The sequence below is a fragment of the Texcoconibacillus texcoconensis genome, from assembly GCF_014202575.1.
GTDB classification, from domain to species: domain Bacteria; phylum Bacillota; class Bacilli; order Bacillales; family Salisediminibacteriaceae; genus Texcoconibacillus; species Texcoconibacillus texcoconensis.
Genome location: NZ_JACHHB010000003.1, coordinates 196,361 through 211,991, shown reverse-complemented (window position 1 = coordinate 211,991; position 15,631 = coordinate 196,361). Strand labels below are relative to the sequence as shown.

Genomic DNA, 15,631 nt, shown 5'->3' with positions numbered 1-15,631 from the left:
GAAGGAGCATTCCTCATGAAGTTTTATCGAGTGAAAACGGCTGAAGAAACGTGGTCATATATTTCAGAACAAATCAAACCAATTTCTCGGACGACGAATCTTCCAATTGATGAAGCACTCCATCGCACCCTATCAAATGATATCGTTGCTAAAGAAGCAGTACCATCATTTTCTCGTTCCACTGTCGATGGCTATGCAGTTCGTGCTAAAGATACGTATGGCGCAAGTGAAATGATGCCAGGCTTTTTATCCGTTACTGGAGAAGTGAAGATGGGCGAAGAGGCAACCATTTCTTTGTCTGCAGGAGAAGCGATTTACGTTCCAACAGGTGCGATGATTCCAGAAGGTAGCGATGCTGTCGTGATGATTGAATATTGCGAACAAACGGGAGACATGCTTCAAGTCATGCGCTCGGCAGCCCCTAGGGAAAATATCATCTTTCGAGGTGAAGATGTCGAAGATGGGGAAGTACTGTTACAAAAAGGACATAAATTACGTACACAGGAATTGGGGGCGCTCGCTTCTTTAGGGGTCAGAGAAGTACCCGTTTATGAAACACCCAAAATTGGTTATTTATCCTCTGGCGATGAAATTGTCCCATACGATCAGGTCACTCTTAATGCGGGAGAAATTCGTGATGTAAATGGTTTGACGATTCCCCAATTGGCTAAACAAGCCGGATTTGATTGTATCTATGGCGGCGTTGCTCCAGATGATTTTTCACATTACTACGAAAAAGCAAAACAACTTCTTGATCATGTTGATATTCTTTTATTATCAGGTGGTAGTTCCGTTGGTGAGAAGGACTTTACGACACGAGTAATTGAGTCATTAGGAGATGGTGAAGCATCGATAGACATTCACGGCATCTCTGTTAAGCCAGGGAAACCAACAATTTTTGGACGAGCAGATGAAAAAACAATCGTTGGTTTACCAGGACACCCTGCTTCAGCAATGGTCATTTACCAAATGTTTGTACAACCTTTGTTACGCCGGTTATCAGGACAACGTGTCGAGCCAATTCGCCCATCGAAGGTAGCGAAAGTATCGGAAAATATTCCTTCTACACCTGGTCGAACAGATTATATTCGTGTTCAGCTTGTTGAAGATGAAGGTGAACTTTTCGCCAAACCGATATTAGGAAAATCAGGGCTCATGAAGACGCTCGTAAAAAGTGATGGTCTATTGGAAATTGATTCGAAAAAAGAAGGGGTCCTAAAAGGCGACCAAGTACAAGTCACCTTATTTTAAAATGAGACGGTAAAACATAATATTGCATTTATTTATATTTTTTCTTTTCATTACCGATCGATTTTTTACCCCGATGAAAGAGGAGGCTGTGTAAGTGTGAACGGTCGGAAAAATAAGCGTACTATTTATTTAGAAGACAAACCGCGTCAACAAGCACAACAAGAATTGCTTGAGCAATGTTCAATCGAAAGAAATGTTGAATATATCGCCTCGCAAAAGGCAGTGGGACGCGTCACAGCCTTTCCGATATACGCAAGCCTATCGATGCCTCATTATCATGCATCGGCTATGGATGGTATTGCTGTACGAGCTGATCAAACGAAGTCTGCTCATGAGCAACAACCTTTGTTATTGAAAAAAGGGGACGATTTTGTCTTTGTTGATACAGGTGACCCAATTCCTGATGGGTTTAATGCGGTGATCATGATCGAACATGTCAACGAAGTCGACACCGATACAATGCAAATCATTGAACCTGCAACACCATGGCAACATATTCGTCCTGTTGGTGAAGATGTTACGTATGGTGAAATGTTGTTTCCTCAAGATCATGAACTTCGTTCGATAGACTTAGGTGCGTTGCTCGCAGCAGGAATTATTGAGATCCCTGTTTTAAAACGCCCGACGGTGTCAATTATCCCAACAGGCAATGAGCTTGTTTATCCGACATTAGATGTTTCACCTGGGGATATTATAGAATTTAATGGTACGGTATTTGCCAGTCAAGTAGAAGAATGGGGTGGCTGTGCCAAGCTACAAGATATCGCAGTAGATGATTGGGAGGCAATTAGTGAGTCATTAATGAAAGCCTCGAGAGAATCGGATGTCGTGATCATTAATGCTGGGTCTTCTGCAGGTTCCAAAGACTATACTGCACAAGTTATCAATGAGTTAGGGACGGTCTATACTCATGGGGTTGCGACAAGACCAGGGAAGCCGGTTGTTATTGGTGAGATTGATTCAACACCGATTATTGGTGTTCCGGGTTACCCCGTATCGGCATATTTAGCGATGGAATGGTTTGTTCGTCCTTTACTTTGTCAATATTATGGAAAAAAAGAGCCGAAACGAAATACTGTTCGTGTGAAGCTCGGTAGAAGAATTGTTTCGACAATGGGTGCGGAAGATTTCGTACGTATGAACATTGGTTATGTTAATGGTCAATTTATTGCTAATCCATTAACGCGTGCAGCGGGGGTGACAATGTCTCTCGTACGTGCTGATGGGTTGCTCGTGATACCGCCAGAACAACTTGGCTATGAACAAGGTGAAGAAGTTGATGTCGAGCTTCTACGACCTCTTCCTGAGATTGAATCGACTTTCATGTTTTCTGGTAGCCATGATCTAATGATCGATATTTTACGATCGTGCTTACGAAAAGAGCATCAACGAGACTTGTCGATTTCGCATACTGGAAGTATGTCGGGTATTTTAGCCATCAAAAACGAAGAAGCACATATTAGCGGTGTTCATTTATTAGATCCAGCGACAGGTATTTATAATGAAACGTACGTTAAGCAAATGCTTCCAGATCAAGATGTCGTTCTTTTACCGTTTCTCAAACGAGAGCAAGGGTTGATTGTAAATGCCGGCAATCCTTTAGGTGTAGAAACAATTCATGACTTAACGAACGCTTCTGTTCAATATATTAATCGCCAACGTGGTGCAGGAACGAGAATTCTCTTGGATCATCTGTTGAAATATGAGAAAATAGACGTAGAAGAAGTCAATGGTTATGAACGAGAAATGTTTACGCATTTAAGTGTTGCGGCTGAAGTAAGAAGTGATCAGCATAATGTTGGATTAGGAATCCGTGCCGCAGCGGATGCTATGGGACTGGACTTTATTCCGGTTGCAGAAGAAAATTATGACTTGTTAATGACCCGCGCATTTTATGAGAGTGAGTCTGGACAAGAATTGATAAATACGATTGAAAGCGAATCATTTCGACAGCAAGTTAATCAATTTGATGGTTATCGATTATCTGAAGACCGCGAACCACGTTTTTACCGATCATAAATTAAATTATTGAAAGGGGAGAATATCATGATTAGTAACATTGGTATTCCAGGGTTAATCTTAATTTTAGTAATTGCATTGATTATTTTTGGCCCGAAAAAGCTACCGGAAATTGGGAAGGCTGCAGGTCAAACTTTAAAAGAATTTAAAAATTCAACGAAAGACTTAACAAAAGATGTTACCGAACCGATTGAAGAAGTAAAACAAGACGTAGAAGAAGCGACAAAATTTGAAGATACTTCTGAAAAAGCACAAGAAACTTCAAAATCTTAACGTGTAGTAGATAAAGGGTCTGTCCTCTCCAGTGAGGGCAGACCCTTTGCTTTATTAGAGCGTATAAAAAGAACGAGCAAATATCCATACTAACCTAAGGAATGAAAAAATGGGGGCGTATGGATGAAAGACAAACACATGTGGGATTTAGCGTCAGTTGCCTCGATTCCGCTTGTTATGACCTTAGGGAACTCAATGTTAATTCCCGTTTTACCAACAATGGAAGAAAAGCTTTCAGTCAGTTCTTTTCAAATTAGTATGATTATTACAATTTATTCACTTGTTGCGATCGTTCTCATTCCTGTAGCTGGCTTTTTATCAGATTTTTACGGTAGAAAAAGAATGATCATTCCTAGTCTAATTATCGCAGCGATAGGTGGGAGCATTTCAGGTTGGGCAGCGTGGCAGTTAGAAGACTCATATAGCATCATTTTATTTGGACGGTTTTTACAAGGGGTTGGAGCAGCTGGAACAACGCCAATTGTCATGCCTTTAGTAGGCGACATCTTTCAAGAGGAAAAAGATGTAAGTCATGGTTTAGGTGTCGTAGAAACATCGAATACGTTTGGTAAAGTATTAAGTCCAATATTAGGTGCTTGGCTAGCGACATTTACTTGGTTCCTTCCTTTCTTTGCATTCCCCGTTTTTTGTTTCATCTCTTTAATCGGAATCATTTTTCTAGTAAAAACACCAAAAAAATCGGATAAACCATTAAGGTTGAAAGATTTTTGGAAAGAAATACGTAAAATTATCCGACGCGAAAGTCGCTGGCTTATTTCTGTATTTATTACAGGTGCTTTATGTATGTTCGTCGTGTTTGGTGTCTTGTTTTATTTATCAACGATGCTCGAAGATGAGCATCAAATTGAGGGGGTATCCAAAGGTGTCGTCTTAGCGATTCCGTTAGCATCATTATGTATTTCATCTTATCTGACGGGGAAAAAAATCGGTAAAGAAAAAAACGTGATGAAATGGGTGATATTTTCAGGGTTACTCGTTTTGACAGGCGCTAATGTTTCGGTTGCTTTTACAAAGGATATATATGTACTACTTACGGCCATGTTTATTATTGGTATGGGCATTGGTGTTGCGCTACCTTGTTTAGATGCACTCGTAACCGAAGGGATCGCAAAAGAAGAGCGCGGTACAATAACATCAATATATAACAGTATGCGTTTTGTGGGAATTGCTGCCGCGCCACCGCTTGTTGCGCTATTAATGAAAGCGTCCCATGTCATTTTGTTTAGTGTCGTCGCAAGTTTATCGTTTATTGCGATGTTGATTGTCTTAATATGGATTCGCCCTAATGAAAAACAGTACAAGGCATTGGACAACTCAGGTCAATAAAATATAAAATGGGATCGTTGAGGTAATAAGTAGAAAAGGGAGGTAGAAATGAAAGATCTATATACATTTAAAGATTATTATGGCAATCTCGTACGCCTCTCTTTTGACGACCATCCGTTTTCCAGTCACCCCAAACATGTTTGGGTTATATGTCGCTTTAAAAACAACTGGTTGTTAACTGAGCATTTATCAAGAGGGTTGGAGTTTCCTGGTGGCAAAGTAGAAGAGGGAGAAAAGCCGATAGAAGCAGCGGAACGTGAAGTGTTTGAAGAAACGGGCGGAATCGTTGAACAACTTGTTTATATCGGACAATATCAAGTGTACGGAAAATCAGAATGCGTCGTTAAAAATATTTATTTCGCAAACATTGGCGAGCTGATCGATAAAAACCATTATTATGAAACAAAAGGGCCGAGGTTACTACAGGGAATCCCGAAAGATGTGAAAAACAATCGGGCGTTTAGTTTTATTATGAAAGATGACGTATTAAACAAAAGCATTGAAAGATTAACCGATGAAGTTCAATTTGAATTGTAAAAAGGTCGACATGTCGTCGACCTTGAAGTGTCAATCATATCTGTTAGAAAGTAATTTCTTCTCTAATTTCTCAACGGCTTGATACATAAGTGTTGCAAGAATAGCGATGATGACAAGACTTAACATAACCATCGTAAAGTTAAATACTTGGAATCCGTAAATAATCATATAACCGAGCCCTTGGTTTGAAACGAGATACTCACCGACGATTACACCAACCCAAGACAAGCCAACATTGACTTTTAAAGCAGATATCATGGTTGGAAATGTTGCTGGGATAATGACTTTTTGGAATGTTTGTCGTTTCGTTGCCCCGAATGAACGAATGACATTTAGATAATTTTCATCAACTTGTTGGAAAGCGTTATAGATGACAAGTGTAGTTACAATAATCGAAATGAGTACACCCATTGCAATAATCGATGAAAAACCAGGTCCGAAGCTTACGATTAAAATTGGACCTAACGCGACCTTTGGCATTGCGTTAAATACAACGAGGTAAGGGTCGAGTACACGTGAAAGAAATGGCGACCACCATAATAAAGATGCGATGGCTATACCACCAAAAGTTCCGATAATAAACCCTAATATCGTTTCAAACAATGTGACTGATGAATGTAAAAATAAACTTCCATCTTGAACTTGGCTTATAAACATGTCAAAGACATTTGAGGGAGAGCTGAAGATTAAAGGATCGATCCAATGGAAATAAGATGCGATTTCCCAGAGGGCAAAAAAACTAATGAGGATCAGCGCCTGTGATAAACGAACAAGTCGATTTTCTTTTTTTAATTTTTGCAGGTAAAGCTGATGTTGTTTATTGAGATCCTGATCCATGGTTGACTCCCTCCATCTCTTGCCAAATGTCTTGGAAATAGTCATTGAATGTTTCATGTTGGCGTGCTTCAAATGGAACAGACTCACGTAGCGATCGGTCTATGACAAAAGTTCGTTGAATATGAGCGGGTTGTTTTGTTAATAAATAAATGCGATCAGACATGGCAATCGCTTCGCCGATATCGTGTGTGACAAGTAGAGCGGATTTATTACGGCTTCGAATCATTTCAAATACTAAGTCTTCCATTTTCAATTTTGTTTGATAGTCGAGTGCAGAAAATGGTTCGTCTAGAAGAAGTAATTTTGGCTGTGTTGCCAGCATTCTAACAAGGGCCACGCGTTGTCTCATCCCACCTGAAAGTTCTGCAGGGTAATCATCAGCTCGGTCGAAAAGTCCGACTTCGTCTAGTAAATGTAACGTAGCCTGTTCATTTTTTTCGTTGTAGATGCCCATTGTTTTCAATCCGATCATGACATTTTCTTTAATTGAAAGCCATGGATATAAATAATCTTGTTGCAGCATATAACCGGTCGAAGGGGAAGGTTGATCAACCGTTTCACCATTTATTTGTACAGTTCCCCTTGTCGGGGGGAGGAGTCCAGCGATGATCGATAGAAGGGTTGATTTTCCACATCCGCTCGGTCCAATAATGGATATAAATTCTCCTTCATTCACTGTTAGGTCTATGTCTTCCAAAGCTGTGATTACAGATGATTTTTGAAAAAAGACTTTTTGAAGGTTACTGACATTCAAAAACGTCATTCGGACCACCTCCGCTTTACTCGACACGTTCTGCAAAGTCCGTTTCAACTAACGTGTCATACTCCACATGTTCTGGAAGCTCTCCAGCATCCTCCATAATTTCTTGTAACAAATACCAACCGTCTTCATCTAACAGAGGTGATTCTGCATAAGATCCTTGGTCGCGATACCTTTCAACAGATTGTGCAATCGTGTCTTTGTCCGTCTCATCAAAGAATTCTTGAATCGATTCAGCCACTTCTTCAGCTGATTGTTCGTGAACCCATTGTTGAGCTCGGTGGATGGCACGAGTGAATTTTTCTATTTGCTCATCATTTTCTTCGAGGAAAGATTGTTTACTCATATAGACAGTATAAGGCACATTACCTGACTCAGTACCGAATGAACCAAGCACATGGCCGATTTCTTCTTCTTCAAATTGTGTTGCTTGAGGCTCAAAAAGTTGGACGTAATCTTCGTCACCAGAAGCGAATGCACTAGGGATATTTTCAAAATCGACGCCTTGATTTAAATCTAAATCTTCGTGTGGATCAATACCGTGTTCTCGTAAAACATACTCCCCAACCATTTGTGGCATCCCGCCTTCACGTTGACCGAGAAATGACGCTCCTTCTAAATCGCCCCACTCAAAGTTTTCATGTTCTTCTCTTCCAACGAGAAAAGTGCCATCGGTTTCAGTAAGTTGCGCAAAATTGATAGCCGGATCAACGGCTTCTTGGCCATACACATAAATGGATGTTTCAGCGCCAACTAAAGCAATATCAGCCCCATCTGATAATAAAGTGGTCATTGTATTATCGCCGCCCCAAGTTGTTGTTAGTTCGACGTCCAGTCCTTCATCTTCAAAAAATCCTTCTGAAATCGCTACATATTGAGGGGCATAAAAAACTGACCGTGTAACTTCAGCCAGTTCAATCTCATCTTCGGATTCACCAAAATTACAACCGCTTAAAAATGTAGCAGTTGTTATAAACAGAGCGATCAAAAGAAACATCGACCTTTTGATGCTATAGACCATTGTTTTTCCCCCTGTTTCTTAGATTTAGTTACTAACCTAGTTTATGATTAAGTACCTAAATGTGTGAAAGAATTGCAGATCATCCATTTACCATACTCGCTATAAAAAAACACCCCTCCTTTGTTATATGCACTTTCGAAAAAGGTGTGCATATTTACAAAGAAAGGGTGTTAATTAAAGCGACTCGACCGTGAGTTATACGTTAGGGCCGGCCCCTTGGATTGCTGGAGAGATACTTGTAAACTTTTTGAAGTTTTCATTGAATTTATTGGCTAATTCTTTGGCTTTCTGATCATATGCGTTTGTATCTGTCCAAGTAAGTCTAGGCCAAAGAACTTCATCTGGAACACCTGGGCAATGAAGAGGAACGGACACATTGAACGTAGGATCAATATTCGTTTCCATATCATTTAGTTCACCTAATAATGCTGCTTGAATCATGGCACGGGTGTAACGAAGTTTGATCCGTTCACCTTCACCATAAGGACCACCAGACCAACCGGTGTTCACAAGGAATACTTTGGCATCATGTTGAACGATTTTTTCTCCAAGCATTTCGGCATAACGATTCGCATGGAGCGGGAGAAATGGTGAACCGAAACACGTTGAAAATGTCGCTTCGGGTTTGGTGACCCCGCGCTCTGTTCCTGCAAGTTTACTCGTATATCCAGATAAGAAATGATACATCGCTTGTTCTCTTGTTAATTCACTAATCGGAGGTAACACACCGAAAGCATCAGCAGTAAGAAAGATGATCGTTGTTGGGTGGCCTGCAATACTTGGCGTGATTGTATTTGAAATTGATGTAAGTGGGTATGCAGCCCGCGTATTTTCAGTTAACGTGTTATCATTATAGTTAGGCATTCTCGTCTGTTGATCAAGAACAACATTTTCTAATACAGCACCGAATTTAATCGCATCATAAATTTGTGGCTCTTTTTCTTTAGAGAGACCAATGCACTTTGCGTAGCACCCGCCTTCAATATTAAAAACACCATTAGCAGACCAAGCGTGCTCATCATCTCCGATTAATTGTCGCTGTTCATCTGCAGAGAGGGTTGTTTTTCCAGTACCTGATAATCCGAAGAATAAAGCGACATCTCCTTCTTCACCAACATTAGCTGAGCAATGCATAGGTAAAACATTTTCATCAGGGAGCCGTCCGTTCATGACAGAAAAAATCCCTTTTTTCATTTCACCAGCATATTCTGTGCCGCCAATAAGAATGGTACGTTTGGCAAATGAGATCATCACAAATGCTTCAGAACGTGTACCGTCTATTTCAGGGTCAGCTTTAAATCCAGGAGCTTGAATCACAGTAAATTCAGGTAGAATGTTCTCTAATTCTTCCTCTTTAGGTTGAATGAATAATTGACCTGCAAAAAGGTTATGCCAAGCGTATTCATTAATAACGCGAATCGGGAGTCGGTAAGCTGAATCAGCTCCTGCATATGCATGTCGAACAAAAAGGTCGTCTTTTGTTTTTAAATATTCGATCACCTTAAAGTAGAGGCGTTCGAATATGTCAGCATCAATGGGCTGGTTAATCGGCCCCCAATCGATTTCGTGATTCTTTGGTGGCTCATCTACAATAAATCGGTCCTTAGGAGATCGACCTGTATAAGCACCGGTGGTTACTTGTAAAGCCCCCGTTTCTGTTAACATCCCTTCTTTTCTTTCCAGTGATTTTTCGACGAGTAATGAAACGGGTAAATCTTCGTGAACACCCTTTTTACTAATGAGATGTTCGATTTCCGATTCAAAATGGACCATACTCATGAACATTCATCCCTTCAAATGATTTTATGACTACTGTAAATGTAGTTGACCGATATAAAATAAAGATAAAGGACCATGTGATTACGTAATAATGATTTACGTTGAATAGTATAACACATTTATATAATATATCATACTATTAATTTACCTAAAATTTGTGATTCTTTTGTTTTTTTATCGATCTCCGATTGTAGGTCCACACAAACACACGAAAAAACCTGAGAAGACAGCGGTGGAAGTGTTTTTCAAGACACTGATTACACTTTAATAACGCAATTTTTTTCGTCGTCTTATCGTCAAAAATTGAATACAGGTATTGGTTCATAGCTTCAATGTAGAGGGTGATTTTGTGAGTTCTTTTAAAGTAATTTTTAAGAGGAGATATAATATTTATTAAGTGGGTTTGTTGTTGCATTGCAAAAGCTAAACATATTCAGTGGACACTTGTCTCATTCTGTTAAGTTTCATTAACTTTATCGTACATGATTATGTATTTTGTGTGAATGAATTAGCACTTTTTGTAATCAAATTAACATATTTAAATAGTTTAATGAAGAAATTCATAAAACCCATCTATTTACTTGGTATGAGTAAAATGTTTGTGGGAGAAAAAAGTGGACAATAAGGTGAAAATTGTAAACCTTGATAATAACTGAGGTATTCCTTCCTCAGTTATTATCAAGGCCACCAAGCGGAAGCGCGGTAGGTTATAAGCAAATTTCATGAAAAAGAGGACCCTCTTTTGTATAGTTAAAGTCGCCTAAAACACTAACTAAGAAAAGGAAGGGCCCTCAAATGAAAGATATCATACCTAACATCACAATGAAAGAGTTAGAACAAATTACCTTTCAAACTTTAAGGGAAAGTTTTGCTCAGTTAATGGCTCAAATTTTAATTGAGTATGATGAATTAATTGCAGAATCAAGGGACAAGAATCGCTTTCAGTTAAAAGATAAAAGAAACCTACGGTTTGAATCTGTGTATGGCTGTGTAGAGTTAAAACGGAATTATTATAAGGATCGTGAAACTGGAGAGTACGTTTACCTTCTTGATCGTTATTTGGCGTTTGATGGAAACAAAGGAATGAGTCCAGTGGTTCAAGATATGGCTATAGAATTGTCTGTCACCGGTGTATCATATCGTCAAGCGAGCCATGCGTTAGAGAAACTTCTTGGATATCCAGTTATTAGTCATGAAGCTATTCGACAACAATTGTTAAATACAGAGGTTGTCCCGAAAGATCCAGAGCCACTTGAACAAGATGTTCTCTTCGTTGAGGTAGATGGCTTATACACGAAAAGTCAGGAGAAAAACAAAAAAGGGAAAGAAATTAAGATCGCAAGCGTACACCAAGGTTGGGAAGTGAATGGTAAACGGACAAATCTAGTTAAAAAGCGCCATTATATTCATAAGGATAACCGTCCATTCTGGGAGTCCTTTGAGGACTTTCTTATGGACACCTACGAATATGATCCAACAAAACACCACTTAGTTATTAATGGTGATGGTGCTAAGTGGATCACGGCTTGTCGAGAATACTTTCAGCATAATGCGACATTTGTCATTGACCGTTTCCATATTGCTCGAGAAGTACAGAGGATTTTTCGTAACCACTCAAGATACCGTTCGATCAGAAAGAAACTCGCAAATTATGACGTGGAAGGCTTTATGGTGGAGTTAAACAGTGCGGTAGGAACCATCGACAATGAAAAGAAAGAAGAGCGGTTAGAAGAGCTAATCAATCAACTCTCTCAATACCCCGAAGCACTTGATGATTACCGTGAGAAGCTAAAAGAAAAAGGGATGAATACAGAGGGCTTCCGCCCTATGGGAAGTGCCGAAGGCACAATGAGTGTCTTTGCAAAACGTTTGAAGAATGGCCGCAGTTGGAGTACAAGAGGCCTTGATAAATTTATTGATGTCATGGTGGCTTTAAAAGATCATTTGGAGATTAAAACGCTTCAAGGGAAATTAAAACAGTCACAGGATCACCAAGAAGAAAGGAATAAAGAAAAAGAGGCAAAGCCCCCAAAATACTTTGTCGAAAAGCTTAAAGACAGTGCCCCAGAAGCTATCCGTAACAATATCGGTTATTTACAACATGCCATTGGAAAACCAGTAATAGGAGCATTAAAAGGACTAAAAGGATTTTAAAAAATGTGTTGACTAGAAAGGAAACCTACTATGAATGAAAGAAAACGCTATCACCAAGCGTTAAAAATGGATTCATTTATTCGTATTCCTTGTTTTTTTCGTCATGCGAAGGAGTGAAAGGCGGCGACTCCAGCGGGAAAAGCAACAGCTGAAGATCCCGCAGGGTGGGTTTCCCGAGGAAGCTGAAGCGTTGCCCGCGGAAAGCGTCCGCCTGTAACGGATTCGCATAGTACCTTATTTAAAATTAACAACCTTTTAGAAAACAGTAAAAAAGATAAAAGAGGGTTCTTCGTTAGAAAGCTCCCACAAATGGTTGACACAATCATTTACTTGGGTTAGGTTGACATGTTTTAGTTCATGAGTTATGATTTTATCGAATGGATACTCTTATCCTGAGCTGGTGGAGGGACAGGCCCAATGAAGCCCAGCAACCATCACTAGGAAAGATATAGGTGAACGGTGCTAACCTGCAAGGCTCAATGCCTTGAAGATAAGAGGCTAAAGGCGAACAATGCGAACCTTTTCCTCTCTTGGAAAAGGTTTTTTCATGAATGACAGAGCGAAAAAAAGAGAAGCGTGTCGTGTATGTCTATATTTCGGCCATCCCTATGATATGTGCTACTTAGCCTTAGTTATGAAATATAATGAGGCTTGCCACTTGGCAAGTTTTCTTTATTCTTTTAAATATCATTTATTTGGTGATTTTCATAAATGAGAATTTCCGCCATATATGGATACCATTTTTGAATGAGTTTTGAACATCGTTTGCCCATGTAGCTAGGGAATCAAGTCACGTTTCTTTATATGAAAAAGGAGGTCACATGTTGTGACAGAAAAACGTCGTCTTTTTACTTCTGAATCAGTAACTGAAGGCCATCCTGATAAGATGTGCGATCAAATCTCTGATGCGATTCTCGATGAAATTATGAAAAATGACCCCAATGCTCGAGTTGCTTGCGAAACCTCCGTCAATACTGGCCTTGTTCTTGTCGCTGGTGAAATTAGCACGACTACGTATGTTGATATACAAAAAATTGTTCGTGATACGGTAAAGGATATTGGTTATACACGAGCGAAGTACGGTTTCGACTATGAGATGTGTGCTGTTCTTACTTCGATTGATGAACAGTCGCCAGACATTGCCCAAGGCGTAGACAAAGCATTAGAAGCTAGAGAAGGCCAAATGACAGATGAGGAAATTGAAGCGATTGGCGCGGGTGACCAAGGGTTGATGTTTGGTTATGCAGACAATCAAACACCAGAGTTAATGCCGTTACCGATTTCTCTTTCTCATCAGATGGCTCGTAGACTTAGTGAAGTTCGCAAAAACGAAACGCTTAGTTATTTGCGTCCAGACGGAAAAACACAAGTAACTGTAGAATATGATGAACATGGTGGACCGAAACGAATCGATACGATTGTCCTTTCTACGCAACACCATCCAGATGTTGGTTTGGAGAAAATTAAAAAGGACATTCAAGAGCATGTGATTTATCCGATCGTGCCTGAAAATTTAATTGATGAGGACACGAAGTTCTTCATTAATCCAACAGGTCGTTTTGTCATCGGTGGTCCACAAGGAGATGCAGGGTTAACAGGGCGTAAAATTATCGTAGATACGTATGGTGGTTATGCTCGTCACGGTGGTGGTGCATTTTCCGGTAAAGATGCCACAAAAGTGGACCGTTCTGCAGCGTACGCTGCTCGTTACGTAGCGAAAAATATTGTCGCTGCTGAACTAGCTGATCGTTGTGAAGTACAACTTGCCTATGCGATTGGTGTTGCACAACCAGTCTCGATTTCAATCGATACATTTGGTACAGGCCAAGTTTCTGAAGACATTTTAATTGACCTCGTTCGTACGCATTTTGACTTGCGTCCAGCGGGAATCATTAAAATGTTGGATCTTCGTCGACCGATTTATCGTCAGACAGCTGCTTACGGTCACTTCGGACGTACTGATATTGAATTACCTTGGGAGAGAACAGATCGTGCTTCTGTATTGAAAGAAGAGGCAGCGAATAGAATATAATCAATTAAAGAAAGAGAGGGTCTACTTCCCGCAACAACATCACGGTCGATGGTAAACTGTGTATGTAGGTGTGGGAGTGACCCTTTTCTTTATAGGTTTTATGTGTTTTATTTATGCGATTGTTGTTTCATCGTTTCTTTATATTCTTTTCCTCGCATGACATATTGCTCACGAATTCTTTTCATCTCATCTAAGTCTGCTTCATTTAAATCACGAATCACTTTGGCTGGGCGTCCAAATGCTAACGTTTTTGGAGGGATTTTTTTACCTTTAGGTATAAGGCTACCAGCACCAATGAGTGCTCCTTCACCAATTTCGGCACCGTCTAAAACGATAGACCCCATGCCAATAAGCGCGTTCTTTTTGACAGTGCAACTATGTAATAAGCATTGATGACCAACCGAAACGCCTTCTTCAAGATGAAGGGGGAGGTTTGGACTTTGGTGTAAAGTGCATTGGTCTTGAATATTCACTTTTTTTTCAATGATTGTAGGAGAGACATCGCCGCGAATGACAGTATTGAACCATATGTTCGCATCTTCTGCGATAGAGACGTTTCCTGTAATGACGACATGGTCAGCGACAAAACTCTGCTCTGAGATAGCGGGCCACTGATTTTGGTATGGATAAATATTGGCCATGTTATCCTCCTTCATTACGTGTTTTTTAAAGTGTAACAAAATAGGAAAACAAAGGAAATAGTTATCTTTGAGTAAACAATCATTTACATCGGATGGAAGGGATTGCGACTTGCAAAAGGAAAAGAATGGATGCTTTGTTTAAGAAGGGAGACGAACGTTATGTGGATTTGGAAAACAAGTACAGAAAAACCAAAAGGTGTTTTTGTTCTTGTCCATGGTGCAGGTGAATATCACCGTCGTTATAACTGGGTCATAGAGCGCCTGAATGAACAAGGATTTCATGTTGTTATGGGTGATTTACCTGGTCAAGGTACAACGAAGGGGAAGCGTGGACACATTGATTCGTTTGACCAGTATACTGCGCAAATAAGTAAATGGTTAGACGCAGCTCGACCGTTTGCGTTACCTACTTTTCTTTTTGGGCATAGCATGGGCGGGCTCATTACGATTCATTATTTAGAGGCTCATCATCCTGACGTGGATGGTATCATTTTGTCTTCTCCATGTTTAGGTTTGTTGAATCCACCATCACTTGCAAAGAAAGCGGCAGGGAACGTTTTTAATCGTATTGCACCAAGTGTACGGTTCAGTTCGGGCTTGGATGCAGGTAGTGGTACGAGAGATGAGAATATGCGAAAGCGAGATGAAGCTGATACGTTACTTGTCAAAAAAGTGAGTGTTCGTTGGTACCGTGAGTTAGAGAGAGCGATGAAACAAGCCAAAGAACGTGTTACGACCTTTCCAGATCTACCGCTGCTCGTTTTACAAGCAGGAGACGACCGAATTGTTAATAAACATGATGTGAATAAATGGTTTGATTCTTTACACTTGAAAGATAAATGGTACAAGGAGTGGGACGGACTGTATCATGAAGTGTTGAATGAGCCAGAAAAAGAAGATGTCTTTCGGTATATGCAAACATTTGTTGATTTACATACACCATGAATGAAAACTTGAACGATTAGATCATATTGGAGGCT

At 40.0% G+C, this 15,631-nt stretch carries 13 protein-coding genes and 1 riboswitch; of the genes, 8 read left to right on the top strand and 5 right to left on the bottom strand.

From position 1 onward, the window contains the following. Window positions 1–15 precede the first annotated feature (15 nt). The 5 genes from HNQ41_RS04780 to ytkD all read left to right on the top strand — a co-directional run bounded on the left by HNQ41_RS04780 (window position 16) and on the right by ytkD (window position 5,427). Window positions 16–1,251, top strand: a complete 1,236-nt coding sequence (locus tag HNQ41_RS04780; RefSeq protein ID WP_184663281.1) for a molybdopterin molybdotransferase MoeA — start codon at window positions 16–18, stop codon at window positions 1,249–1,251. A gap of 96 nt (window positions 1,252–1,347) precedes the next feature. Then, window positions 1,348–3,270, top strand: a complete 1,923-nt coding sequence (locus tag HNQ41_RS04775; RefSeq protein WP_184663280.1) for a molybdopterin biosynthesis protein — start codon at window positions 1,348–1,350, stop codon at window positions 3,268–3,270. Window positions 3,271–3,297: 27 nt separating this feature from the next. Continuing rightward, window positions 3,298–3,543, top strand: a complete 246-nt coding sequence (tatA, locus tag HNQ41_RS04770) for a twin-arginine translocase TatA/TatE family subunit (protein WP_184663279.1) — start codon at window positions 3,298–3,300, stop codon at window positions 3,541–3,543. Window positions 3,544–3,666: 123 nt separating this feature from the next. After that, entirely contained in the window at window positions 3,667–4,890 is a 1,224-nt protein-coding gene (locus HNQ41_RS04765; protein WP_281393967.1) for an MFS transporter, read from the top strand. Window positions 4,891–4,938: 48 nt separating this feature from the next. Continuing rightward, window positions 4,939–5,427, top strand: a complete 489-nt coding sequence (ytkD, locus tag HNQ41_RS04760; protein ID WP_184663278.1) for an RNA deprotection pyrophosphohydrolase — start codon at window positions 4,939–4,941, stop codon at window positions 5,425–5,427. 30 nt (window positions 5,428–5,457) lie between these two features. Here the strand turns inward: ytkD and HNQ41_RS04755 are convergent, their stop codons facing one another. The 4 genes from HNQ41_RS04755 to pckA form a co-directional block, all read right to left on the bottom strand. Next, a complete protein-coding gene (locus tag HNQ41_RS04755; RefSeq protein ID WP_184663277.1) occupies window positions 5,458–6,264 on the bottom strand; it encodes an ABC transporter permease in 807 nt (268 codons plus the stop codon). After that, entirely contained in the window at window positions 6,245–7,027 is a 783-nt protein-coding gene (locus HNQ41_RS04750; protein ID WP_184663276.1) for an ABC transporter ATP-binding protein, read from the bottom strand. Before HNQ41_RS04750 ends, HNQ41_RS04755 begins: the two co-directional genes overlap by 20 nt. Before the next feature lie 16 nt (window positions 7,028–7,043). After that, window positions 7,044–8,045 (bottom strand): ABC transporter substrate-binding protein, encoded by a 1,002-nt coding sequence (locus tag HNQ41_RS04745; protein ID WP_246421484.1) that lies wholly within the window; start codon window positions 8,043–8,045, stop codon window positions 7,044–7,046. Between the two features lie 195 nt (window positions 8,046–8,240). After that, on the bottom strand, window positions 8,241–9,824 hold the full coding sequence (pckA, locus tag HNQ41_RS04740) for a phosphoenolpyruvate carboxykinase (ATP) (RefSeq protein ID WP_184663275.1): 1,584 nt from the start codon (window positions 9,822–9,824) through the stop codon (window positions 8,241–8,243). 795 nt (window positions 9,825–10,619) lie between these two features. Here pckA and HNQ41_RS04735 point away from each other — a divergent pair. Together HNQ41_RS04735 and metK are read left to right on the top strand one after the other, a co-directional pair. Beyond that, entirely contained in the window at window positions 10,620–11,978 is a 1,359-nt protein-coding gene (locus HNQ41_RS04735) for an ISLre2 family transposase (protein WP_184663274.1), read from the top strand. 384 nt (window positions 11,979–12,362) lie between these two features. Continuing rightward, window positions 12,363–12,475: riboswitch (SAM riboswitch) on the top strand. Window positions 12,476–12,804: 329 nt separating this feature from the next. Continuing rightward, on the top strand, window positions 12,805–14,010 hold the full coding sequence (gene metK / locus HNQ41_RS04730; protein ID WP_184663273.1) for a methionine adenosyltransferase: 1,206 nt from the start codon (window positions 12,805–12,807) through the stop codon (window positions 14,008–14,010). 107 nt (window positions 14,011–14,117) lie between these two features. Here metK and HNQ41_RS04725 read toward each other — a convergent pair whose 3' ends face one another. Next, window positions 14,118–14,651, bottom strand: a complete 534-nt coding sequence (locus HNQ41_RS04725) for a gamma carbonic anhydrase (protein WP_184663272.1) — start codon at window positions 14,649–14,651, stop codon at window positions 14,118–14,120. Between the two features lie 159 nt (window positions 14,652–14,810). Between HNQ41_RS04725 and HNQ41_RS04720 the strand changes: the two genes are divergently transcribed. Further along, entirely contained in the window at window positions 14,811–15,596 is a 786-nt protein-coding gene (locus HNQ41_RS04720) for an alpha/beta hydrolase (RefSeq protein ID WP_184663271.1), read from the top strand. Window positions 15,597–15,631 lie beyond the last annotated feature (35 nt).